Below are 20,927 nucleotides of genomic sequence, written 5' to 3'. Positions count from 1 at the left end.
CGTGGGTCATCTTGATCCATTTTGCACGCGGAAAGTGCTGTCTTTGGACCTGGAACACTCCGCAGGATGGCAGTTGAAGCGGTACGCCATTCTGGCCGATGACCGCGCCTTCTCGGAAGAGGTTGCAGCCGCAGCGACCGCCACCGCATTCGATCGCCTGCCACAAGCTGGCACCTTGGTCGATGCGGATGGCAACCATGGCGTCGGCTTTCAGCTGATCCATTTTGCCGAAACCGCAGTCGTGTCCCCTGTGTTCTATTGGCAATGGGGCAGCGTTCTGGCGCATATTGATCAGCTGCGCGCTCCTTGGGATACACCCACCCACTTTGACACGGGCAAGACGGAGGTCTTTGGCTGCGTTTGGGAGATGGACATCGTGACCTTTGAAGTGGGCGCATGGACGGCCACGATACTGTCTGATCACGGCGCGCCGGAGGACATGCTGGACGCCTACATGAAGAAGACAGCCACCTGAGCCGATCCATCGCATATCCGTGTGAACAACATCACAAGACGCGGTTTTGCATTTGTCGCCCGCAACGCTACACCGATCCCCAGATGACTTAGATGCGGAGGTGCCCATGGCCCTGTTTCACCTTGCCTTCAACGTGACTGATCTGGACGCGACCCGCGCGTTCTACGGCGACCTGCTGGGCTGTGCCGAGGGGCGCAGCACCGACACCTGGGTGGATTTCGATTTCTTCGGTCACCAGCTCAGTTGCCATCTGGGCAAGCCGTTCGATAGCGCCCCAACCGGCAAGGTGGGGAACCACGATGTGCCCATGCCGCATTTCGGGGCCGTCCTGTCCATGTCCGACTGGCGTGCGCTGGCGGACAAGTTGCAAACCGAGGGCATGGATTTCATCCTGTCCCCGCAGATACGGTTCGAAGGGCAGCCGGGCGAGCAGAGTACGATGTTCTTCACCGATCCCTCGGGCAATCCGATCGAAATCAAGGGCATGGCCGATATGGATGAGGCCTTTGCCACATGAGTGTGAGTGTCCTGTTTGCCGCCACCGAAGACCGTTGGACGGAATACGAAGCACCCTTGCGCAAGGAGATCGCCGCCGTAGGTGTAGATGCCCACATCGCAACCGACATCCCCGCCGATAAGGTCGACTACATCGTCTATGCCCCCAATTCCGAGGTAAAGGATTTCACTCCGTTCACCCGTGCCAAGGCGGTGCTGAACCTCTGGGCAGGGGTCGAGGCCATCGTGGGCAATCCGACCCTGCACCTGCCGCTCGCCCGCATGGTTGATCCTGCGCTGACCCAAGGGATGATCGAGTGGGCCACCGGGCATATCCTGCGCCTGCATCTGGGCATGGATGCGCACATCAATGCTGCCCCAGGCACATGGGAACCAAAGGCCCCGCCCCTGTCCTTTGACACGCGGGTGACAGTGCTGGGACTGGGTGAGTTGGGGGCTGCCTGTGCCACGACCCTTGGTGCGCTCGGCTTTGCCGTGACGGGGTGGAGCCGGTCACAGAAGGACATCCCAGGCATCACCTGCCTCTCCGGCGTGGATGGGTTAGAGGATGCGCTGCGTGTCGCGGATTATTGCGTGCTGCTGCTGCCCAAGACCCCGGCAACCGAGAACACACTGAACGCCCGCACGCTGGCATTGATGCCGGAAGGTGCGCGTATCTTGAATCCGGGACGCGGGCCGTTGATCGATGATGAAGCACTGCTGGCGGCCTTGGACACAGGCCATATCGACCACGCGACGCTGGACGTGTTTCGCGTCGAACCCTTGCCCGCCGAACACCGGTACTGGACCCACCCGCGCGTCACGGTGACACCGCATGTGGCCTCGGAAACCCGCGCGGCTTATTCCAGCAAGACCGTTGCCGAGAACGTCCGCCGGGGTGAGGCCGGGGAACCGTTCTTGTACCTTGTGGACAGGTCAGCAGGCTACTGAACCGTCTCTGCGGTTGGCCAAACCGGATTGCACATACTACCCCGTCAAAGTAGCTTCCGATCCGGTTCTTCGCGCAGTGCCGGTAACGCGCTGCTCATTCCAAATTTAACCCGCTTTCATTTGATTGCGGAATTCTTTTCACCCCGCTCCTTCATCCTCGTTGGGAGAGATACCAACGCATAGAAGGGCGAAAACCATGTTTGATAGTTTCAACTTTCCGAACCACCCAAATGCAGACGACGCACCACCGATCCCCCTTGGGCAATCGGACTATCGGGACCGCGTTATCCCAAATGTCTGGGCAATTCACGGCCGCGGCGAAAAAGAAAGCGCATTGGATTGTGAAACGGCCGTCGCACTGGCCTGTTTTGTCGGTCCTGTCTTTGAAGCAGCCGAAGACTGGTCAGACCTGATCCACGCGTTGGAAACGCGCGGGTTCCACCTTGTATTCGAGGCGGATGAGTTGACATTGGTTCAAGAGGAAACCGGGGTCAGCCTGTGTACTTGTGCGTCTCTTGGTTACGGGTTTTCCGTTCTGAAGGCGCGCTTGGGGAAGCCCAAAATCCATCCCGGCTCACAACGGATTGTATATTGTCGCCTGAGAGCTGCATGAAGGTAGCCTATCTCCCGGCCGGCACGCGCCTTAGAACCACATATCCTTCACGCTTCGACCGTCACTTGAAAGCGCGCTGAAGCTGTCGCGCCCGTCAAAGCGACGGATTGGCAGCTCACTGATTGCTCCCATGTCCGACATCCTGACATTCACCGCAGTTCAGTTGCGCCCATTTTCATCCGCGATGCACGCGACATAGTGGGTCACACACCCGCACTCGGGACAGAAATGGAACCGGATATCGCCACTGTCGGAACGCTGGTAGGTCCTTGTTTCTCCTTCGGTTTGGATGTCTTGGCCGACATAGCCATAGGCCCACAAGGCTCCGTAGCGTCGGCAGATCGTACAATTGCACGCCGTGACCGAAGTTGGCCTTGTCTCAAGGGTCCAGCGCACCTGACCGCAATGGCAGCTTCCTGTCAGCATGTATCATTCCCCGTTCTTGGAGCCGCTCGCGATCCTCGTAATTTTGGCGTGCGGACCGTGACACCGACCTCAGGCTCTCCGTATCAGCCCACGGGATGTCGCCAACGTCATGGCATAAACCAAAACGCCGCCTCCGCACAGATATTGGGGGGCCGAGTAGCGCAGCAGGCACTTTATGCAGCCAGCCCCCGCCCCTTGAGCAGCGCATCAACACCGGGCAAACGGCCGCGGAACGCCTTGTACAGTTCCGCCGCATCCACACTGCCACCTGTGCTGAGGATATGCTCCTCGAGGGCAGCCGCTTTTTCAGGATCAAACGGGCCGTCCGCCTCTTCGAAGGCGGCAAAGGCATCGGCATCCATCACCTCGGACCACATGTAACTGTAATATCCAGACGAATAACCATCGCCTGCAAACACATGCGCAAAGTGTGGCGTGGCGTGGCGCATCCCAATCGCGTGGGGCATTTCGAGACGTTCCAGCACCTCGGCCTGTTTCTGCATCGGATCGGCAGGGGCATCGCCATCATGGAATTCAAGGTCGACAAGGGCCGAGGCGACGTATTCCACCGTCTGAAACCCCATGTCATAGGTCGCTGCCGCCAACACATTGTCGAGCAGGGTCTGCGGCATCGCCTCCCCCGTCTCAGCATGGGTGGCAAACTCTTGCAGCACCTGCGGCACGTCCATCCAGTGTTCATAAAGCTGGCTGGGCAGCTCGACAAAATCACGGGCTACAGAGGTGCCACTGATCGACTCGTAGGTCACGTTTGACAGCATCTGGTGCAGCGCATGACCAAACTCGTGGAACAGCGTGCGCGCGTCGTCATAGGACAAGAGCGCCGGATCCCCCTTGGCGAAATTGCACACGTTGATGACGATGGGGGTTTGCGGTTTGGGATACTTGGCCTGCGACCGCATCGCCGAACACCACGCCCCCGACCGTTTCGAACCGCGTGCAAAATAGTCGCCGATGAACACGGCCACATGCTCGCCACCGCGCGTAACCTCCCACGCGCGGCAATCCGGGTGGTAGAGCGGGATGTCGAGCGGTTTGAATGCGAGGCCGAACAGGCGGCTTGCGCAATCAAAGGACGCGTCGATCATACGGTCGAGTTGGAAATACGGTTTGACCTCAGCCTCATCCAGATCGTGCAGTTCCTTGCGCCGCTTTTCGGCATAGAAACGCCAGTCCCAGGGTTCCAGCGGGCCGTCGATGCCGTCGGCCTTGAGCATCTGTTCCAACACCCACGCATCTGCATTCGCCTGGGATTTGGCGGGTTCCCAGACGGCCATGAGCAGGTCGCGTACGGCCTGTGGCGTCTTGGCCATCTCGGTTTCCAGCTTGAAGTTGGCAAAGTTGTCATAGCCCAGCAGCTTCGCCCGTTCTTCCCGCAGCTTCAGCGTCTCGGCGGCAATGGCACGGTTGTCCGTTTCACCGCCATTGGCCCCGCGTGCTGCCCAGGCGCGATACGCCTTTTCCCGCAGATCGCGGCGGGTCGAGAATTGCAGGAAAGGTACGATGATCGAGCGGGACAGGGTGACAACCGGGCCACCGGCCTCTTTCTCTTCCCCGGCCGCGTGCGCCGCATCGACAACAAAGGCAGGCAGTCCGGCCATGTCACCGTCGCCCAGCGCCATGTACCAATCGCGCTCATCCGCCAGCAGGTTCTGGGTAAAGGCAGTGCCAAGCTCAGCGAGCCGTCCCTTAATTTCCTTCATCCGGATATCGTCCGCCCCGTCAAGTGCCGCGCCCGACCGGACATAGTTGCGGTGGGTCAGCATCAGCACGCGGGCTTGTTCATCCGTCAGGTCCAGATCGTCGCGGGCGTCCCACACGGCTGCGATGCGGGCAAACAGCGCCTTGTTGCTGGAAATCTCGGCAAAATGCGCGGCCAGTTTGGGGGAAAAGTCCCGTTGCAGCGCCTCGCGCTGCGGGTTGCTGTCGGCTCCTGCCACGGTAAAGAACGTGCCCAGCACCTTTTCCAGGCCTTCGCCCGCCGCCTCTAATGCCTCGATCACGTTGGCGAATGTGGGTGCGTCATCACTGCCAGCAATCGCATCGATCTCGGCCTTGTGGGCGTCAAGGGCGATGTCGAGCGCTGGGGCAAAATCATCATCTGAAATGGCGTCAAAGGGGGCGATCTGGAACGGTGTGTCCCAGTCTTGCAGCAGCACGTTGGTCATGGGCGGGTCTCCTTTGAATACTGATGTAGGGCGGGGTTCACCCCGCCACCACCCCGGCGCAGGTTTCACAGTCCTTGCGGCGGGCCAGCGCGATCTTGCGGCTTTCGCCATAAAGCGCGTCGTAAATCACCATTTCACCGCGCAGGGGGGTGCCTGCACCGGTGATCAGCTTGACAGCTTCCACCGCCATCATGGATCCAACCACGCCCGGCAGCGGTCCGATCACCCCGGCCTCGGCGCAATTGGGCGCCAGTTCGGGCGCGGGCGCTTCGGGGAAGATGCAGCGGTAACAGGGGGCGTTGCGTGCGGGATCAAACACGCTCACCTGCCCTTCCCATTGCGTCAGCGCACCCGAGATGAGGGGAACGCCGGCCCGCACGGCGGCAGCGTTGACCCGGTAGCGCGTGTCGAAATTGTCGGTGCCGTCGATCACCAGATCATATTCTGCCACCAGGTCGTCCACCACATCATCAGTCAGGCGACGGTGATAAGGGCGCACCGTGACAAATGGGTTCTGCGCCTCCATCGCGGCCTGGGCCGAAAAGACCTTGGGCATCCCGATCCGGTCATCGGTGTGGATCGTCTGGCGCTGCAGGTTGGTGTTTTCCACCGTGTCATCGTCGATCACACCGATGGTCCCAACCCCGGCAGCGGCGAGGTATTGCAGCACCGGCGCACCAAGCCCCCCTGCCCCAACCACAAGCACCTTCGCGTCCTTAAGCCTCTTCTGACCGAGGCCGCCCACCTCGCGCAGTACGATGTGGCGGGCGTAGCGGTTAAGCTCGGTATCGCTGAACGGTCCCTCCTGAGCTTCGGCTGGCGCAACCTTGGCCTCCGCCACCTCGGCACGGTTGCGCAGCTTGCGCAAAACAGCCCGGTAGCCAACCGCGATCACGGCGAAGCCGCCCACGATCAGCCACAGCGCGGGGCTTTCCCCGGTTGCCATACGCAGCGGATGACCAGTAGGCAAAGCGACCTGAATGGCCAGCACCACCACGTAGAGCAGCCCGATCATCAACCATCGCGCCTTGCGCGGCGTGTTCATCATGGCACCGATGCCCCACAACACCCCGGCAAGCAGGACAACCAGAAGCATCAGCCGCGCCCCGTGGAACCGAAGCCGCCAGCGCCACGCGCGGTGTCATCAAGCGTATCCACCACGTCGAACGCAGCCTGTACGACGGGGGCCAGCACCATCTGCGCGATCCGCATGCCATGGGTCACGTCGAACGGCTGGTCCGAGGTATTGAGAAGGATCACACCCACCTGCCCCCGGTAGTCGCTGTCGATAGTGCCAGGGCTGTTGACCAGCGCGATGCCGTGTTTCAACGCAAGACCAGAGCGCGGGCGCACCTGCACCTCGAACCCATGTGGAATGGCCATAGCGAGGCCCGTGGGGATCAATGCCCGTTCGCCGGATGCAAGTGTCACGGTCTGACCATCCGGGAAATTGGCCCGCATATCTGCTCCCGCCGCGCCACCAGTCTCGTAAGCGGGCAAGGCAATGTCCGGGTCCGATCCGGCGACACGCATGATCTTCAATGCAACTCTGCTCATTTTCACCTTGTCAAATAAACTCAAGTCCGGCCGCTGCCAGTGGGTGCGACGCTTACGTTAACGCGTCCGCGATCCGCTGGGCGAGACGCATCGCCACCTCGGCCTTGGGCATACGCGGCCACGGATCGGCGCCATCCTCGGTGATCAGGATCACCGCATTCTCTGACCCGCCCATGATGCCCGTTTCAGGCGACACATCATTGGCAACGATCCAGTCGCACCCTTTGCGCGCGCGTTTGGCGGTGGCGTGGGCCTCCACATCATCCGTCTCGGCGGCAAAACCGACAACCAGGCCGGGTCGTCCTGCGGTCATCTGGGACACGCCTGCCAGAATGTCTGGGTTCTCGGCAAATTCCAGCACCGGCAACCCGTCTTTCGATTTCTTGAGCTTGCGGTCACTGGCCGTCGCCACGCGCCAATCCGCCACGGCGGCCGCAAAGACAGCCGCATCGGCGGGCAGTGCCGCGTCAACAGCCGCTTTCATCTCTTGTGCTGTTTGTACTGGTACGACACGCGCACCTGCGGGGGCGGCAACATCCGCCGGGCCAGTGACAAAGGTGACATCGGCTCCGAGTGAAACCAGCGCGCTCGCGACAGCGGCGCCTTGCGCTCCGGAAGAGCGGTTGGCAATGTAGCGCACCGGGTCAATCGGTTCGTGGGTTGGACCAGACGTCACCAACACATGCTTGCCCGTTAGAGGCTTGGGGCCGAAATGCGCTTCGACCGCTGCGGCGATCTCGAGCGGCTCGGACATACGGCCGGGACCATATTCGCCGCAGGCCATGTCGCCGTCATTGGGACCGACAACGGAAACACCATCATCCGCGATTTGCGCCAAGTTGCGTTGTGTCGCCGAGTGATCCCACATGCGGACATTCATCGCAGGCGCGATCATCACCGGTGTATCGGTAGCGAGCAGAAGCGTGGACGCCAGATCATCAGCACGACCCTGCGCCATCTTTGCCATGATGTCAGCGGTTGCCGGAGCAACAAGGATCAGATCGGCGGACCGGGAGAGCTGGATGTGCCCCATCTCAGCCTCATCTGTCAGATCGAACAGGTCGCGATAGACTTTTTCCCCTGCCAGCGCTGACACAGACAGGGGCGTTACAAATTGTTCGGCGGCGCGGGTCAGAACGGGCGTCACTGACGCACCGCGTTCCCGCAGGCGCCGGATCAGGTCGAGCCCTTTGTAGGCTGCGATCCCACCCGTCAGGATCAGCAGAATTCGTTTGTCTTGCAGCATGATAGCGTGTCCAGCTGGCTGTTATCGATGTGACCATAGGCGGACAGGGCACCGAGAACCAGCCCTGCGGCAATCAGGGGGCCAGCCCCCTCGCGCATCCGCGCTCACCCCCGGGATTTTTTTGAAACAGGGAAGAAGCGACGTCGGCTATTGCTTGAACACCGCGCACGGATCGTCACGGTCTGGGGAGGCTGCTCCGTTCAACGTCCAGGAAAACACGCCGTCGGGTGGCTCCTGCCGTTCGCCTTGCCCGATGCTGGTGACGTCAAGCGTTGGGCGTGCGCGCGTCAGGTAAGCGGGCACCCCCCAATCCATCCTGGCATGGCCGTTGCCAGTGATCAGGACCACCGGGCTGCCATAGGTCTCCAGCGCCTTGATGACAGACCGCGCAAAGGCGGCGTCGCGCAGGCGCTGCGCCTCGACCATCCCCCCCATCATCGCCTGCGGCATCGCTTCGCAGTGCGCATCAAACTGGTTGAGTTCGCGGATGGCCTGTTCCTCTTCCGCCAGCGGCTGTGTCAGGCCATAGGAATCGGCTTCCGCGCCAAACACCTCAGCCGCGCCGGAACTGAAGGCCGCGCGCATATCCTCGCGTGACAGGGCCGCACCGACGATCACCGGGCTTGCCGCCAGAACATCCGCGTAGTCCGCGATATTGGACCATTGAACGCTGCCGGTTGCGTCGCGCATTGCGTCAGGATCGCGGGGCACCTCTGCCAGTGCCTGCGCCTCCTCCGGCGTCAGCATTTCGAAGACAACCGCCTTGGGCTGGATGATCCGCACCGCATTTGCCTGCTCCGCGTGGTGCTGCGGGCTATCATGGACTTCGCCCATGATCAGCACCTCACCGGAGAAATCAGACCAATCCGTTGCCGCAAATAGAAATGCCGCCGTCGGAATGGTCGCGACGGCGGCAAGAATGATGCGTGTTATCGAGGTCCTCATACGAGGAAATGATGGACCTCGCGGCTTTGGTTTTCCAGTGCCTTGCGCATCTTTGTGAACGCCGCTGCCTCAAGCTGGCGCACGCGCTCTTTCGACAGGCTCAATTCGTTGCCAAGGCTCTCCAGCGTTCGGGGGTCTTCGCGCAGCTTGCGCTCTCGGACAATGAAACGCTCACGTTCGTTCAATCCGTTCAGCGCAGTCAGCAACCATTCCCGCAACTGTTCGGTGTCGTGCGAATGCTCGACCGTTTCCGCGGCCTGCGCGCTGTCATCCTCAAGTGCATCGATCCATTCCCGCCCTTCGTCATCGACGGATTGGGTGGCATTCAGCGAATAGTCAGAGCCCGACAGGCGCCCTTCCATCATTTCAACATCATGCAGGGGCACGCCAATCTCGGTCGAGATCATCTGACGCAGCTGGTGCTTGTCCAAAGTCTCGCCCGCGGCGGCGCTTTCACGTTCCAGCCGGGCCTGCACACGGCGCATGTTAAAGAAGAGGGACTTTTGCGAGGATGTCGAACCCGTCCGCACCATGGACCAATTGCGCATGACGTAATCCTGAATCGATGCTTTAATCCACCAGACGGCATATGTCGAAAACCGCACGCCGCGGTCCGGGTCGAACTTGTCCGCCGCCTTCATCAGGCCAAGGCCCGCTTCCTGGATCAAATCGTTCATCGGCGCGCCGTAGCGTTTGAACTTCGACGCCATCGAGATGGCCAGCCGCATATAGGCCGTGATCAGACGGTGAAGCGCCGCCTCGTCCCGTTCGTCTCGCCAGGCATATGCAAGCCGCAATTCTGTCTCTGCATCCAGCAACTCGGCTTTCATCGCCGTGCGCGATAGAGACATGTCCCGAACATTATCCAATGCCATGTAGTCATCCCCCTGGATGGTTATGCTTGTTTTGCGCACTTGATATGGATACGGGTCGAACCCGCGATTGGTTCACTCGTGAGACGAAAAAATGTTGCCCAACACGACACTCGTTCTAGGAGGCGCGGCTTCAGGAAAGTCGCAATGGGCGGAATCTCTGATCCTTAACAGTAGGTTAACGCCGATCTACTTGGCGACATCGCGCATCTGGGACGAAGAGATGCAGGCCAAGGTCGATCTGCACAAAGCGCGGCGTGGCGCGGAATGGACCACAATCAACGCGGCCGACGGGGTCGAGGATGGGTTGCGTGGCGCAACCCTGGATCAGTCCGTGTTGTTGGATTGCGCGACCATGTGGCTGACCAACCTAATGATGGACGAGGCGGATATTGGCGCGGCCCAGACTTCCCTACTGGCTGCACTTGCCGATTGCCCTGCGCCGGTCGTTGTCGTGTCGAACGAGGTGGGTCAGGGGATTGTCCCCGAGAACGCGCTGGCCCGCCGATTTCGCGAAGCACAAGGGCGTCTGAACATCGCCTTGGCTGCGCAGGCGGACACCGTATGGCACGTGCTGGCGGGCCTGCCGCAGCTGCGCAAGGGGGACGCGCCATGACCACCTGGCACTGGGTGCGGCACGGCCCAACGCATCAAAAGACATTCACGGGCTGGCGGGATGTGGATGCCGATCTGGGCGACACGGGCGCCATTACACGACTGGCAGCGCACCTACCGAACGATGCACTTGTCATCTCATCCGACCTGACCCGATCGATCAACACCGCAACAGCCCTCCAAGGCACGCGCACGCGCCTGCCTCATGACCCGGCCCTGCGCGAATTTCACTTCGGCACATGGGACGGTGTGCATTTTTCAACCGTGGCCGATTGGCACCCGGATCTGAGCCGCGCCTATTGGGAAACACCCGGAGATCACGCGCCCCCCGGAGGTGAAAGCTGGAACGCGTCCGCCGCCCGCGTGGCCATGGCAGTCCGTCGCATCGAAGCGGCACATCCCAGCCGCCATATCATCGCCGTGGCGCATTTTGGTGTGATCCTGACCCAGGTACAGGCTGTGTTGGGCATCACCGCGCATGATGTGTTAGGCCACAAGATCGACCCACTGTCCGTGACCAGCCTCAACCGCGCAACCGGGCAGGCGGAAACCATCAATCACACCCCGTGATGCGACACCCCACAAATCACCGTTGGGCAAAGGCACGCCCCTCCGCCTAGCCTGAGCGCATGACTTATGACCTCTATATCGGCGACCGCACTTTTTCGAGCTGGTCACTGCGCGGTTGGCTCATGCTAGAGAAATTCGGCCTGCCCTACCGCACCCACATGATTGGACTGTACTCGGGCACCATGGCGGATGACCTGGCACCGCTGGCCCCTGCACGGCTGGTGCCCACACTGAAACTGCCGGACGGAACGGTGGTGGGCGAAAGCATCGCCATGGCAGAGACATTGGCCGAACAGAACCCGGACGCCGGCCTGTGGCCCAAAGACCCCGCCGCGCGCGCCACCGCCCGGTGGCTCTGTGCCGAGATGGCATCGGGCTTCTCCGCCCTGCGGGGCGCATGCGCCATGCAACTGCAACAAGTGAACACCGGGTTCGAGGTGTCGGACGCGGTCCGCACCGATCTGGACCGCATCGAAACCCTCTGGACCCATGTCGCCCGCTTTAAAACAGACGGTCCGTGGCTGTTTGGTGCCTATTCGCTGGCTGACGTTTTCTATGCCCCGGTGTGCGCCCGGATCGTGGGCTACGACCTGCCTGTATCCGACATGGCGCGCACTTACTGCATGACCACGCTGGCAGATCCGGCATTCAAAGCGTGGCGGGCAGAGGGGCTGAAGACGGTTTATGACCCGTTCCCTTACGATATGGGTTTGCCGACGACGGATTGGCCTAGCGCATGAACCGTTGGCGGGCTTCGCGGGCGATGTTGTAACGCAGTTCCAACCGCGCAAGCTCCGCCATCGCGTCCTTGCGTGCCACCGGATCGGTCAGGCGTGCCAGCTGCGCACGCTGCTCTGCCAGGGCCTGTTTGATCTCTATCTCTTCGGGGACAACACCGGCCTGCGCCATCATCCGAAACCCGACGGCATCTCCAGTGTCCACAAACGTGTCTTCGGGGCGGTCAGGCAGGGGTTTGCCTTCGCCCTCTAGTCGATCCAGCTGACCCTCAAGGCGGGCCTTCTGGATCTGCCGTTCAATCAGTTCGCGCAAGCCTCGCGTCATGCCCTATTGTACCAGACGCAACATGATCCCACCAGCAACCAAACTTTAACCAATCGTAAACCAAGCCCCCGTAATCGTTAACCAAGAGTGAGGGAGATGGTTATGGTCGCACGGGCCTATACGGTTGCATTTCAGGGGGTCGACGCGCGCGAGGTCGAGGTGCAATGCGCCATGACACCGGGTCTGCCTGCCTTTTCCATCGTAGGACTGCCGGACAAGGCCGTGTCCGAAGCGCGCGACCGGGTCCGCGCGGCCCTGACAGCCATGTCCATCGCGCTGCCGTCGAAACGGATCACGATCAACATGTCGCCCGCCGATCTGCCCAAGGAAGGGTCGCATTTCGACCTACCGATTGCGCTGGCGCTGCTCGCCGCCCTTGGCATCCTGCCCGAGGATACGGTGGAAGGCACCGTTGCCCTTGGAGAGCTGTCCCTGGACGGCACCCTCGTCCCCGTTCTGGGCGCGCTGCCCGCTGCCATGGCCGCTGCCGAACAGGACCGCGGGTTGCTGTGCCCTGCGGGGTCGGGGGCCGAAGCCGCATGGGTTGACGCAACCAAGGTCATTGCCGCCACATCCCTTGGCGACGTAGTCCGGCACTACACGGGTCAGGTCACGCTGGAACCGGCAAAGGCTGGCCGGATCGCCAGCGGCACCGGCCTGCCCGACCTGCGCGATGTCAAAGGACAAGAACGCGCCAAGCGGGCGATGGAGGTGGCTGCCGCCGGGCGACACCATTTCCTGATGGTCGGCACGCCCGGGTCTGGCAAATCCATGCTGGCCGCACGCCTACCGGGCATCTTGCCACCGCTGTCGGCGATGGAAGCGCTCGAAACCTCGATGATCCACTCGCTGGCCGGTCTGCTGGACGCAGGCGGCATTTCAATGGATCGCCCGTTCCGCGAACCACACCACACCGCCTCTATGGCCGCGATCATTGGTGGCGGACGCGGGGCCAAGCCGGGCGAGGTATCGCTGGCCCATAATGGTGTCCTATTCATGGATGAGTTCCCCGAATTTCCGCGCACCGTGCTTGAGACCTTGCGCCAACCGATCGAGACGGGCGAGGTCATGGTGGCCCGCGCCAACAACCACATCAAATACCCCTGCCGCTTTATGCTGGTAGCTGCCGCGAACCCCTGCAAATGCGGCTACCTATCGGACGCATCCCGCGCCTGTGGCCGCGCACCTGCCTGCGGAGAGGACTATATGGGGCGCATTTCCGGCCCGCTCATGGACCGTTTCGATCTGCGGGTCGACGTGCCGCCGGTCACCTACACGGACCTCGACCTGCCAGCGTCAGGCGACAACTCTGCCACGGTCGCCGCGCGGGTCAATGCGGCACGACAACTACAAAGCGCACGTTTGACTGATACAAGGATGCGCAGCAATGCGGACCTAAGCGGTGCCGCGCTGGACGAATACGCCGCCCCAGATGCCGAGGGGCGCGACCTGCTCACTAAGGTCGCGGATCGGTTCGGGTTGTCGGCGCGTGGCTATCACCGCGTATTGCGCGTGGCTCGGACAATTGCCGACCTCGACGGGTCAGAAGATGTGCGCAAACCACACGTAGCCGAGGCGGTCAGCTACCGGGTCCCGGCACTCGTCCCAGTCTGAGCTTTGATCCACGCGGCCAAAGCATTGAGAGTGTGCCGCGCCTCGGGCAGCGTGTTGTGGAACAGGGGCCAAACGTGCGGCAGATCGTGTTCCTGGACATAGGTCACGTCGACTCCCTGCCCCTGCATCCGCTCAACAACACGACGACTGTCGTCCAGCAGGATTTCTGTATCTCCTGCCGTGATCCAAACCGGCGGCGCATTGGTAAAGTCGGCAAACAAAGGGCTTGCCAGCGGATTGGTGGCATCTTCTCCGTTCAGGTACATCTGCAACATTTCACTTGCCCGTTCGGCCGGCAAAACAACATCTGTCTTCGCGTTGTCGCGAATGCTCGCTCCGGAAAAGGTCAGGTCCGTCAGCGGAGAGAATGCGAAAACCGCATCAGGGGTCGGCTCTCCTTCGATCAGCAAATGCGCAAGCAATGACAGGGCCAAGCCTCCACCGGCACTGTCACCTCCAACGATCACGGGACCACCCTGCGCGCGGCACTCACGATAGGCAGCAATCGCATGATCAAGCGCGGCAGGAAACGGATGCTCCGGGGCCAATGGGTAACGCGGCAAAACCGCCCGCGCTGCCGCCCGCTTGGCAAGGGCGGCGGCCATGGCACCATGTGTTTGTGGCGATCCGAACACAAACCCACCCCCATGGAAGTACAAGATCGTCGTTTGCGGCTCGGCCCCTCGTCGCGGTGTCGCCCAAAGGGCATCTTCCCCCGCCAACGCCCCACGCCTCAGGCGCATGGACATAGGTCGATGAAAAAGCAGGCGCGCCTTGGTCTCAAGGCTGCGGCGCAAGGCATCCGGTCCTGACGCGTTCTGCATGTGCGGCTTTTCGGTCAGGCGCAGATAGGTGTTGAGAAGCGGCCGAAGCAAGCTCATCCGGTTTTTGCCTCAATGGCCTGCCAGATCTTCTCGGCAATATTCACGCCATCAAACCGTTCCAGTTCCTGGATGCCCGTGGGCGAGGTCACGTTGATCTCGGTCAGGTAGTCGCCGATCACATCAATACCGACAAAGACCTGCCCCTTCTCTTTCAGCAAGGGACCGATGGCCGCGCAAATCTCAAGATCGCGATCCGTCAGGCCGATCTTTTCAGGCCGTCCGCCCACGTGCATGTTCGACCGGGTCTCGCCCGCAGCAGGCACACGGTTAATGGCGCCCACAGCCTCGCCATCGACCAGGATCACGCGCTTGTCGCCATTCGATACATCGGGCAGGAATTTTTGCACAATCAGCGGCTCGCGACTGAACCCGGTGAACAACTCGTGCAACGAGGTGAGGTTACGGTCATTGGCATCCAGCCGGAACACGCCCGCACCACCATTGCCGTAGAGCGGCTTCAGGATCACGTCGCCATGCTTGGCCTTGAACGCCTTGATCGTGTCCAGGTCGCGGGCAATTGTGGTGGGTGGTGTGAGGTCCGGAAAATCCAGCACCAGCAGCTTTTCAGGATAATTTCGGACCCAGAACGGATCGTTCACCACCAGTGCCTGTCCTTTCAGACGATCCAGCAAATGGGTCGATGTGATGTAGTGCATGTCGAAGGGCGGATCCTGCCGCAGCCATATGACATCGAAATCAGCAAGATCAACTTCGCGTTCCAAGCCAAACTGCGCATGTTCTCCCTGCACCCGCTGGACAGTGAAATCATGGCCGCGGGCGGTTATACGTCCTTCCTGATAGGCAAGGTGATCCGGGGAGTAGAAAAACAAGGTATGGCCCCGGGTCTGCGCCTCTTCCGCCAGGCGAAAACTGCTGTCCGCATTGATGTCCACGGCCCCGATCGGGTCCATCTGAAAGGCGATCTTCATGGCGCAACTCCGCTGTGGTCTGCGCCTCTAGATGGCGCAGCGGGCGCGGTCACGCAATGGCAAGCTGTTGTGCAGTGCCGCAGAGCGTCCTGCGCACGGGTTCAGACATACCCTGCAAAGGCGTTTTCAAGGAATTCGGCGGCACCCGTTTGATCAACCAACGCGACATCAAACCGGACATCCGTCAACGCGCCATCAGTGAGAGTCGCGAGGTATTCATCCGCCGTCGCACACAGGCGTTTGACCTGCGCCGGGGTCAGATGCGCGGCGGCAGAAGCAAGGGATTTACTGGTTTTCACTTCGACCATGACCACCCCGATCGCCGTCGAGAAAATCAGATCGATTTCACCGCGTCGTCCGCGCCAGCGTTCAGCGATCAACTTGTAACCCGCGCGGATGTAAGCGCGCGCGACGATTTGCTCGGCCGCCATGCCGGCGTGATACGCCATGTGACCGCGCACCACACGCGTATCGAGCGGCTGGCCTGTATCACAACATCGCTCGTGCCGCGCCATGCGTCACCTTTCACATCATTGGTTGTTGCGCGCCAATTCCAATGCCCGTTGGTAGACCCGCCTGCGCGGCACATCCAGTGTTTCCGCCACGAATGCGGCCGCGTCCTTCACCGACATATCATTCAGCGCCGAGCTTAGCGCACCATCAATGTCTTTTTCCTTAACGGCCACCGTCTCTGCGCGGCCAATCAGCACGACAATTTCGCCTTTTGGCGTTGTGTTCTGGAATACCTGCGCCAGTTCATCCAAAGTGCCACTTCGCACATCTTCGAATTTCTTGGTCAACTCGCGGCACACCGTGGCCTGCCGGTCCGCACCCAGAACCTCGACCGCGTCTGCGAGCAATGCGCCGACACGTTTGGGCGATTCGTAGAGCACAAGCGTGGCCTTTACATCCGATAGATCTTGCAGCGCCTTTTGCCGCGCAGAACGCGATGCGGGCAGGAACCCGCCAAAATGGAAGGCGTCAGTCGGCAATCCACCGACCACCAGCGCCGTCAAAACGGCCGATGGTCCCGGCGCGCATGTCACTGCGACGCCCGCGGCTCGCGCGGCGCGTCCCAGTTCGAATCCAGGGTCCGCGATCAGAGGCATTCCAGCCTCGGACGCGTAGGCCACGCTTTCGCCACCCGCCGCGCGCGCGACCAGCCGTGTGACCTGTGTATCCTTTGAATGCTCATGCAATGCTTCGATCCGGCGTCCCTCCAGCGGCACGCCATGGATGTCCATCAACTTGCGCAAAGACCGAGTGTCTTCGGCCACAAGGACATCCGCCGACGCGAGCACGTCAAGCGCCCGCAACGTGATATCCCGAGCCGTCCCGATCGGCACGCCCACGAACCACAGACCCGCGGACAGGGGCACCTTGACATGATTCAAAGCTGGACCCGCCTTTCCTGACGTTTATTATCTGCCCCCAATGACCGGGCAGGCCAATGTCATGCCCCGCACTTAGGGAGTGACAGTATATGTTTGCGTTTTTCAAGACTCTGCGCAAGGCGGCGCGGCGGGTGATCGTGCCCTTGGCCGCCCTTGCACTGGCCGCCTGCGATCCGGCCGCTCTGGGTGGCCTTGGCGGATCGACCGGCGGGCCACGGATTGACACGTCGCAGCCGGTTCCGGTGGCGTTGCTCGTGCCGCGTGGATCGGGTCAGGCCAGTGACGAGCTGCTGGCAAACAATCTGGAAAACGCGGCGCGCCTTGCGATGCGTGACCTGCAAGGTGTGCAGATCGACCTGCGAGTCTATGGCACCGCGGGCAATGCAGGCACCGCCGCCAGCCAGGCTGCACAAGCCGTGAATGACGGCGCACAGATCATCGTTGGCCCGCTCTATGCCGAGGCCGCGAATGCAGCGGGCGTGGCCGTGGCTCCGCAAAACGTGAATGTTCTGGCCTTTTCCAACAACACCACGATCGCGGGCGGTAATGTCTTTGTCCTTGGATCAACCTTCGACAACACGGCCAACCGCCTGGTCAGCTATGCTGCCCGCCAGGGCAAGGATCGGATCGTCGTTGTGCATGCTCAGGATGTGGCGGGGCAACTTGGCCGCAACGCGATCCAGCAGGCGATCTCGCGCAGCGGCGCCACCATGGTGGGCACCGTCGACTATCCGCTGTCGCAGCAGGGTCTGGTTGCAGCGGTGCCCCGGGTAAAATCCGCCGTGGACAATTCGGGCGCCAACGCCGTGTTCATGACAGCCGCCCCTGCCGCTGGCTTGCCCCTTCTGTCACAATTGCTGCCCGAGGCAGGCATCAGCCCCGCCACAACACAGTATGTGGGACTGACACGCTGGGACCTTCCGCCACAAACACTGGAATTGCCCGGGGTGCAGGGCGGCTGGTTCGCTGTACCTGATCCGTCACGGTCATCCGCGTTCCAATCGCAGTACCAAGCCGCCTATGGCAGCGCACCTCACCCACTGGCCGGTCTGGCCTTTGACGGGATCGCGGCCATCGGGGCCCTTGCGGCACAAGGCAACTCGGGCGCGCTCACCGGTGCGGCACTGACCCAAGGGTCGGGCTTCCAAGGCGCGTCGGGCATCTTCCGTCTGCGCTCGGACGGCACCAACGAACGGGGACTTGCAATTGCAACCGTCCGCGACAACAAGGTCGTTGTGATTGATGCCGCCCCACGCGGGTTCGGCGGCGCAGGCTTCTGATCCGGCCCAACGGCCACCACGGAGAGCGTATTGAGCGACATCGCCTTTCAGGCCCCCACGACGCCTGACCAACACCTGATCTGCGCCGCCACCGAAATTTTCGATGGCGGCGCTTTCGACACGCTTCTGGGCACCAAACCTGAGCGTGCCGCGATTGTCGCGCACCTGAAGGACGCGCAAAAGGCAGGGCGGGCAGCAATCTCGGCTGCCTTCCGTGCGAACCCGTTTTCATCACGCCCAACCACGCAGGCCTATACGTTCCTGACCGACTGCCTGGTCCATGCAGCCCTGCGCACGGCACAGACGCTGATGCATCCGAACCCAACCCCCACCAATGGCGAACGGCTGGCGCTGCTGGCCGTAGGCGGCTATGGGCGCGGCGAAATGGCCCCGTTCTCGGACGTGGATCTGTTGTTTCTGACGCCCTACAAAATCACCCCCTGGGCCGAAAGCGTGATCGAAACCACGCTCTACATCCTGTGGGACCTCAAGCTGAAAGTGGGCCATTCCAGCCGCACGGTGCGGGACTGCCTGCGGCTCGGGACCGAGGATTTCACGATCCGCACCGCCATGCTGGAACACCGCTTTCTCTTTGGTGACGCCGCGCTGGCCAAGGAGCTGGACACCAAGCTGCGGACCGATCTGTTCGACGGAACCGAACGCGACTTTATCGAAGCCAAGCTGGCCGAACGGGACGCGCGACATGTGCGTCAAGGACAACGCTATGTGGTCGAACCCAATGTGAAAGAGGGCAAAGGCGGGCTGCGCGACCTGCAATCGCTGTTCTGGATCGGCAAGTACATCCACAAGGTGCAGGACGCGGCAGACCTTGTGCCGTTGGGCCTGTTCACGGATGACGAGTTCGACGCATTTGTCGCCGCTGAGGATTTCCTGTGGGCCACGCGCTGCCATATGCACCTAATCTCGGGTCGGGCCACAGAACAGCTGACCTTTGACCTACAGGTCGCCGTGGCCGAAGACATGGGCTATGACGACAAAGACGGACGGCGGGCCGTGGAATGGTTCATGCAGGACTATTTCCTGCATGCAACCGAGGTGGGCGACCTGACGCGCATCTTCCTGACCAAGCTTGAGGCCACGCATATCAAGGCCGAACCGCTGCTGGAGCGATTGTTCAAACGCAAGCCACGCGTCAAGCCCGGTTACGAGGTGATCCACAACCGGATCGCCATCGCCGATGATGGCGTGTTTCTGGATGACAAGCTGAACCTTCTCCGCATCTTCGAAGAAGCACTACGCACAGGCATGCTGATCCACCCCGATGCGATGCGGATCATCAAGTCGAACCTGCACCTGATCGACGATGACATGCGCACCACGCCAGAGGCACAGCGGATTTTCCTTGATCTGCTGCTAAAACACGGCAACCCGGAACGCGCCCTGCGGCGGATGAACGAATTGGGTGTACTGGCCGCCTTTATCCCCGAATTTGAACCCATCGTCGCGATGATGCAGTTCAACATGTACCACTCCTACACGGTGGATGAACATATCATCCAGTGCATCGCGCAACTGGCCATGATTGAGCGCGATGAGCTGGAAGAGGACCTGCCCGTCGCCTCCTCGATCCTCAAGGAAGGTGTGAACCGCAAGGTGCTCTATGTCGCGCTTCTGCTGCACGACATCGGCAAGGGACGGCCCGAAGATCACTCGATCCTCGGCGCGCAGATGGTCCGCAAGATCGCCCCGCGACTGGGGCTGAAACAGGACGATGTGGATACGGTCGAATGGCTGGTGCGCTACCACCTGCTGATGTCCGACATGGCCCAGAAACGCGACATCGCCGACCCGCGCACCGTGCGCGACTTTGCCAAGGCGGTGCAGACCGTCAAACGGCTGGACCTGCTTTGCGTGCTGACGGTCTGCGACATCCGTGGTGTCGGGCCCACCACATGGAACAACTGGAAGGCCGTGCTGATCCGCGCCCTCTACCGCCAGACGCGCCGCGCGCTTGAGGACGGCATGGAGGCGTTGACCCGCGAAGGCCGAGGAGCGGAGGCGAAAAAGGCATTGCGGGCCGAACTCGCCGACTGGCCGCGCAAGGACCTGCAAACCGAAACCGCCCGGCACTACGATCCCTATTGGCAGGGCCTGCACGTTACGGCCCACGTCGTCTTTGCCAGGCTCTTGCGCGACATCGACGAGAACGAGATCGCCATGGACCTGCATCCCGACGACGACCGCGACGCCACGCGCGCGTGCTTCGTCATGCCCGATCATCCCGGCATCTTTGCCCGACTGACCGGGGCGCTCGCGCTTGTGGGGGCCAACGTCGTGGATGCGCGCAGCTACACCACGTCCGACGGCTACGTGACCGATGCATTCTGGATACAGGACGCTGACGGCAACCCCTACGAGGCCAGCCGCCTGCCCCGCCTGCGCAAGATGATCGCGCGCACGCTTGCGGGCGAGGTGATTACCCGCGACGCGATCAAGGATCGCGACAAGGTCAAGAAGCGCGAAAAGGCATTCAGGGTGCCCACGCACATCACCTTCGACAACGAAGGGTCCGACATCTACACCATCATCGAGGTCGACACGCGCGATCGTCCCGGTCTGCTGCACGATCTCACACGCACGCTTGCGGCATCGAATGTCTACATCGCCAACGCGGTCATCGCGACCTATGGCGAACAGGTGGTGGACACCTTCTATGTGAAGGACATGTTCGGCCTGAAATACTACTCCGAGGCCAAACAGAAGACGCTTGAAAAGAAATTGCGCGCGGCAATCGTCGAAGGGGTCGAGCGGGCAGCGCAATAGGCGTCAGCCACCCGCATGAACGTCCGGCA

At 61.5% G+C, this 20,927-nt stretch carries 22 protein-coding genes; 10 read left to right on the top strand and 12 right to left on the bottom strand.

Going from position 1 to position 20,927, the window contains the following annotated elements:
* The first annotated feature begins 34 nt into the window (after positions 1-34).
* From AC53L6_RS08030 to AC53L6_RS08015, 4 genes are all read left to right on the top strand, one after another.
* Positions 35-475, top strand: coding sequence for a hypothetical protein (locus AC53L6_RS08030; protein ID WP_496907469.1), 441 nt, complete (start codon positions 35-37; stop codon positions 473-475).
* Between the two features lie 106 nt (positions 476-581).
* Positions 582-992, top strand: a complete 411-nt coding sequence (locus tag AC53L6_RS08025) for a VOC family protein (protein ID WP_299208400.1) — start codon at positions 582-584, stop codon at positions 990-992.
* Positions 989-1,921 carry a 2-hydroxyacid dehydrogenase gene (locus AC53L6_RS08020; protein ID WP_496907468.1) on the top strand — a complete coding sequence of 311 codons (933 nt, stop codon included), beginning with the start codon at positions 989-991 and terminating at the stop codon, positions 1,919-1,921. The genes AC53L6_RS08025 and AC53L6_RS08020 overlap by 4 nt, the downstream gene beginning before the upstream one ends.
* A gap of 196 nt (positions 1,922-2,117) precedes the next feature.
* Positions 2,118-2,534, top strand: coding sequence for a hypothetical protein (locus tag AC53L6_RS08015; protein ID WP_496907467.1), 417 nt, complete (start codon positions 2,118-2,120; stop codon positions 2,532-2,534).
* Positions 2,535-2,693: 159 nt separating this feature from the next.
* Here AC53L6_RS08015 and AC53L6_RS08010 read toward each other — a convergent pair whose 3' ends face one another.
* The 7 genes from AC53L6_RS08010 to AC53L6_RS07980 all read right to left on the bottom strand — a co-directional run bounded on the left by AC53L6_RS08010 (position 2,694) and on the right by AC53L6_RS07980 (position 9,769).
* Positions 2,694-2,960, bottom strand: a complete 267-nt coding sequence (locus AC53L6_RS08010) for a GFA family protein (RefSeq protein ID WP_496907466.1) — start codon at positions 2,958-2,960, stop codon at positions 2,694-2,696.
* A gap of 173 nt (positions 2,961-3,133) precedes the next feature.
* Positions 3,134-5,146: a M3 family metallopeptidase gene (locus AC53L6_RS08005; protein WP_496907465.1), complete on the bottom strand. Its 2,013-nt coding sequence runs from the start codon at positions 5,144-5,146 to the stop codon at positions 3,134-3,136.
* 37 nt (positions 5,147-5,183) lie between these two features.
* A complete protein-coding gene (locus tag AC53L6_RS08000) occupies positions 5,184-6,242 on the bottom strand; it encodes a HesA/MoeB/ThiF family protein (RefSeq protein ID WP_299704502.1) in 1,059 nt (352 codons plus the stop codon).
* Entirely contained in the window at positions 6,242-6,703 is a 462-nt protein-coding gene (dut, locus tag AC53L6_RS07995; protein WP_299771681.1) for a dUTP diphosphatase, read from the bottom strand. The genes AC53L6_RS08000 and dut overlap by 1 nt, the downstream gene beginning before the upstream one ends.
* A gap of 52 nt (positions 6,704-6,755) precedes the next feature.
* Positions 6,756-7,949, bottom strand: a complete 1,194-nt coding sequence (gene coaBC / locus AC53L6_RS07990) for a bifunctional phosphopantothenoylcysteine decarboxylase/phosphopantothenate--cysteine ligase CoaBC (RefSeq protein WP_496907464.1) — start codon at positions 7,947-7,949, stop codon at positions 6,756-6,758.
* A 147-nt stretch (positions 7,950-8,096) separates the two neighbouring features.
* A complete protein-coding gene (locus tag AC53L6_RS07985; protein WP_496907463.1) occupies positions 8,097-8,894 on the bottom strand; it encodes a ChaN family lipoprotein in 798 nt (265 codons plus the stop codon).
* Positions 8,891-9,769, bottom strand: coding sequence for an RNA polymerase factor sigma-32 (locus AC53L6_RS07980; protein WP_496907462.1), 879 nt, complete (start codon positions 9,767-9,769; stop codon positions 8,891-8,893). Before AC53L6_RS07980 ends, AC53L6_RS07985 begins: the two co-directional genes overlap by 4 nt.
* Positions 9,770-9,860: 91 nt before the next feature.
* Here AC53L6_RS07980 and cobU point away from each other — a divergent pair, with 91 nt between their 5' ends.
* From cobU to AC53L6_RS07965, 3 genes are read left to right on the top strand one after another with little or no spacing between them, the layout of a single operon-like run.
* A complete protein-coding gene (cobU, locus tag AC53L6_RS07975; RefSeq protein WP_496907461.1) occupies positions 9,861-10,382 on the top strand; it encodes a bifunctional adenosylcobinamide kinase/adenosylcobinamide-phosphate guanylyltransferase in 522 nt (173 codons plus the stop codon).
* Positions 10,379-10,951, top strand: coding sequence for a histidine phosphatase family protein (locus AC53L6_RS07970; protein ID WP_496907460.1), 573 nt, complete (start codon positions 10,379-10,381; stop codon positions 10,949-10,951). Before cobU ends, AC53L6_RS07970 begins: the two co-directional genes overlap by 4 nt.
* A gap of 59 nt (positions 10,952-11,010) precedes the next feature.
* Entirely contained in the window at positions 11,011-11,691 is a 681-nt protein-coding gene (locus tag AC53L6_RS07965; protein ID WP_496907459.1) for a glutathione S-transferase, read from the top strand.
* On the opposite strand, the gene AC53L6_RS07960 is transcribed toward AC53L6_RS07965, so the two are convergent.
* Positions 11,681-12,013 carry a DnaJ family domain-containing protein gene (locus AC53L6_RS07960; protein WP_299704518.1) on the bottom strand — a complete coding sequence of 111 codons (333 nt, stop codon included), beginning with the start codon at positions 12,011-12,013 and terminating at the stop codon, positions 11,681-11,683. The two genes, AC53L6_RS07965 and AC53L6_RS07960, sit on opposite strands and share 11 nt — an antisense overlap.
* A 102-nt stretch (positions 12,014-12,115) precedes the next feature.
* On the opposite strand from AC53L6_RS07960, the gene AC53L6_RS07955 reads away from it, so the two are divergent.
* A complete protein-coding gene (locus tag AC53L6_RS07955; RefSeq protein WP_496907458.1) occupies positions 12,116-13,627 on the top strand; it encodes a YifB family Mg chelatase-like AAA ATPase in 1,512 nt (503 codons plus the stop codon).
* Here AC53L6_RS07955 and AC53L6_RS07950 read toward each other — a convergent pair.
* The 4 genes from AC53L6_RS07950 to rsmI form a co-directional block, all read right to left on the bottom strand.
* Complete coding sequence (locus AC53L6_RS07950; protein ID WP_496907457.1) at positions 13,597-14,508, bottom strand: alpha/beta hydrolase; 912 nt, start codon at positions 14,506-14,508, stop codon at positions 13,597-13,599. The two genes, AC53L6_RS07955 and AC53L6_RS07950, sit on opposite strands and share 31 nt — an antisense overlap.
* Positions 14,505-15,440: a glutathione synthase gene (gene gshB / locus AC53L6_RS07945; RefSeq protein ID WP_496907456.1), complete on the bottom strand. Its 936-nt coding sequence runs from the start codon at positions 15,438-15,440 to the stop codon at positions 14,505-14,507. The genes AC53L6_RS07950 and gshB overlap by 4 nt, the downstream gene beginning before the upstream one ends.
* 101 nt (positions 15,441-15,541) lie before the next feature.
* Positions 15,542-15,955, bottom strand: coding sequence for a YraN family protein (locus tag AC53L6_RS07940; RefSeq protein WP_496907455.1), 414 nt, complete (start codon positions 15,953-15,955; stop codon positions 15,542-15,544).
* A gap of 15 nt (positions 15,956-15,970) precedes the next feature.
* The gene (rsmI, locus tag AC53L6_RS07935; RefSeq protein ID WP_496907454.1) at positions 15,971-16,834 is read right to left on the bottom strand and encodes a 16S rRNA (cytidine(1402)-2'-O)-methyltransferase; all 864 of its coding nucleotides are present in this window, start codon (positions 16,832-16,834) and stop codon (positions 15,971-15,973) included.
* 89 nt (positions 16,835-16,923) lie between these two features.
* Here rsmI and AC53L6_RS07930 point away from each other — a divergent pair, with 89 nt between their 5' ends.
* Both AC53L6_RS07930 and AC53L6_RS07925 read left to right on the top strand, forming a co-directional pair.
* Complete coding sequence (locus AC53L6_RS07930; protein ID WP_496907453.1) at positions 16,924-18,114, top strand: penicillin-binding protein activator; 1,191 nt, start codon at positions 16,924-16,926, stop codon at positions 18,112-18,114.
* A gap of 30 nt (positions 18,115-18,144) precedes the next feature.
* Positions 18,145-20,898 carry a [protein-PII] uridylyltransferase gene (locus AC53L6_RS07925; protein ID WP_496907452.1) on the top strand — a complete coding sequence of 918 codons (2,754 nt, stop codon included), beginning with the start codon at positions 18,145-18,147 and terminating at the stop codon, positions 20,896-20,898.
* The last annotated feature ends 29 nt before the right edge of the window (positions 20,899-20,927 follow it).

Source organism: Tateyamaria sp. LSS28 (genome assembly GCF_059611725.1).
Note: the sequence above shows the minus strand (reverse complement) of the source record. Positions and strands in the feature narration are given on the sequence as shown.

Coding starts and splice junctions, on each gene's coding strand:
- AC53L6_RS08025 (WP_299208400.1), top strand. CDS start 582: ATGGCCCTGTTTCACCTTGCCTTCAACGTGACTGATCTGGACGCGACC.
- AC53L6_RS08020 (WP_496907468.1), top strand. CDS start 989: ATGAGTGTGAGTGTCCTGTTTGCCGCCACCGAAGACCGTTGGACGGAA.
- AC53L6_RS08015 (WP_496907467.1), top strand. CDS start 2,118: ATGTTTGATAGTTTCAACTTTCCGAACCACCCAAATGCAGACGACGCA.
- AC53L6_RS08010 (WP_496907466.1), bottom strand. CDS start 2,960: ATGCTGACAGGAAGCTGCCATTGCGGTCAGGTGCGCTGGACCCTTGAG.
- AC53L6_RS08005 (WP_496907465.1), bottom strand. CDS start 5,146: ATGACCAACGTGCTGCTGCAAGACTGGGACACACCGTTCCAGATCGCC.
- AC53L6_RS08000 (WP_299704502.1), bottom strand. CDS start 6,242: ATGCTTCTGGTTGTCCTGCTTGCCGGGGTGTTGTGGGGCATCGGTGCC.
- dut (WP_299771681.1), bottom strand. CDS start 6,703: ATGAGCAGAGTTGCATTGAAGATCATGCGTGTCGCCGGATCGGACCCG.
- coaBC (WP_496907464.1), bottom strand. CDS start 7,949: ATGCTGCAAGACAAACGAATTCTGCTGATCCTGACGGGTGGGATCGCA.
- AC53L6_RS07985 (WP_496907463.1), bottom strand. CDS start 8,894: ATGAGGACCTCGATAACACGCATCATTCTTGCCGCCGTCGCGACCATT.
- AC53L6_RS07980 (WP_496907462.1), bottom strand. CDS start 9,769: ATGGCATTGGATAATGTTCGGGACATGTCTCTATCGCGCACGGCGATG.
- cobU (WP_496907461.1), top strand. CDS start 9,861: ATGTTGCCCAACACGACACTCGTTCTAGGAGGCGCGGCTTCAGGAAAG.
- AC53L6_RS07970 (WP_496907460.1), top strand. CDS start 10,379: ATGACCACCTGGCACTGGGTGCGGCACGGCCCAACGCATCAAAAGACA.
- AC53L6_RS07965 (WP_496907459.1), top strand. CDS start 11,011: ATGACTTATGACCTCTATATCGGCGACCGCACTTTTTCGAGCTGGTCA.
- AC53L6_RS07960 (WP_299704518.1), bottom strand. CDS start 12,013: ATGACGCGAGGCTTGCGCGAACTGATTGAACGGCAGATCCAGAAGGCC.
- AC53L6_RS07955 (WP_496907458.1), top strand. CDS start 12,116: ATGGTCGCACGGGCCTATACGGTTGCATTTCAGGGGGTCGACGCGCGC.
- AC53L6_RS07950 (WP_496907457.1), bottom strand. CDS start 14,508: ATGAGCTTGCTTCGGCCGCTTCTCAACACCTATCTGCGCCTGACCGAA.
- gshB (WP_496907456.1), bottom strand. CDS start 15,440: ATGAAGATCGCCTTTCAGATGGACCCGATCGGGGCCGTGGACATCAAT.
- AC53L6_RS07940 (WP_496907455.1), bottom strand. CDS start 15,955: ATGGCGCGGCACGAGCGATGTTGTGATACAGGCCAGCCGCTCGATACG.
- AC53L6_RS07930 (WP_496907453.1), top strand. CDS start 16,924: ATGTTTGCGTTTTTCAAGACTCTGCGCAAGGCGGCGCGGCGGGTGATC.